The 1359-nt window shown below is 76.1% G+C and carries 2 protein-coding genes; both read left to right on the top strand.

The window, feature by feature from the left end; all coding sequences use genetic code 11:
• A partial coding sequence (locus E4099_RS32060) for a tetratricopeptide repeat protein (protein ID WP_280923537.1) occupies positions 1–1067 on the top strand: 1067 nt, incomplete at its 5' end.
• Positions 1068–1079: 12 nt separating this feature from the next.
• The coding region (locus E4099_RS32055) for a zinc ribbon domain-containing protein (RefSeq protein ID WP_425348293.1) at positions 1080–1359 on the top strand (280 nt) is incomplete at its 3' end.

Below are 1359 nucleotides of genomic sequence, written 5' to 3'. Positions count from 1 at the left end.
GGTCGGGTGTGGGTACGGGGCCGGTGCTCGGTACGGGGACGGCTTCCGAGGCCGCCGCGGTGGCCCGGCCGCTGCCTGTGGTCCGCCCGTTGGACGCCCGCGCGGCGGCACTGGCGCTGCCGGTGCCCCGGGTGGACCCCGACGACCCCAACGCCGGCTTCCTGGCCGCGCTGCCCGCCTCGTCCGCCGCCTTCGGCTCCGCGGGCGCCACCGCGACGGCCGAACTCGGGGCCGCGCTGCGGGCCGCGCCCGCCGACTCGGTGGAGCTGCGGCTGCGGCTGGTCCGGGTCCAGTTGGAACTGGGCGCCGCGCGGACCGCGGGCGACATCCTCACCGGCCTGGAGTCGGCGTACCCCGACGACTGGCGCGTCATCTGGTACCGGGGCATGCACGCCCTGGCCACCGGCGACCAGGGGACCGCGGCGCTGTCCTTCGAGGCCGTCTACGACGCCTTCCCCGGCGAACCGGCCCCCAAGCTGGCGCTGGGCGTCTGCGCCGAGGTGCTGGGCCAGTTGGACAACGCCCAGGAGTACTACCGGCTGGTGTGGGCGGCCGACCCCAGCTACGTCGGCGCCGCCTTCGGCCTCGCCCGGGTGCAACTGTGCGCGGGCGGCGACCGGCTCGACGCGGTACGGACCCTGGAGTCCGTACCGGAGTCGTCCATCCACTACACCGCCGCCCGGGTCGCCGCGATACGCGCCCGGCTGCGCGAGCGGGACGCCCGTGAACCGCTCTACCCGGACCTGGCCGCCTCGGCCGAACAGGTGGAGCGGCTGGGCGAGCTGGGACTCGACGCGGTCCGGCGCGAGCGGCTGCGCACCGAGGTGCTGGGCAGCGCGTTGGACTGGGTGTTGATGGGCGGCAGCGGCGGTTGCGGCACCCTTGGCGGTAGCGGTGGCGGGCGGACTGGTCCGCTCGCACTGCTCGGCAGCAGCCTCGACGAGCGTGGGCTGCGCTTTGGACTCGAACGCTCGTACCGGACACTCGCCAGGCTGGCACAGCGTGGCGAGGAGAGGATCGAACTGGTGGAACGGGCAAACCGTTTCCGCCCCAGAACGTGGGTGTGATCGATGTCGCAGATGCCGCAGCTCCCTCAGCTGGCCGCGTGCCCGAGCTGTGCCGAGCCGCTGGAGCCGGGTGACAACTTCTGCGGCGGCTGCGGCGCCGACCTACTGGCGCCGCCGCCCGCCGCCGCCCCGGCGGCGGCGGCCGAGCGGTCCGGTGCCGGTGCGCCGCGCACCGTCCCGGCCCCCGCCGCGGAACCCGCCCTCGCGCCGACGGGACCGGGCTCCGCCGACGTACCGGAGGACTACCCGCTGCCCCCACCACAGGCCCCCGGCACCGCGCCCGGTGCCGCTC

Origin of the sequence: Streptomyces palmae (genome assembly GCF_004684805.1) — a bacterium.
Lineage (GTDB): Bacteria > Actinomycetota > Actinomycetes > Streptomycetales > Streptomycetaceae > Streptomyces > Streptomyces palmae.
Note: the sequence above shows the minus strand (reverse complement) of the source record. Positions and strands in the feature narration are given on the sequence as shown.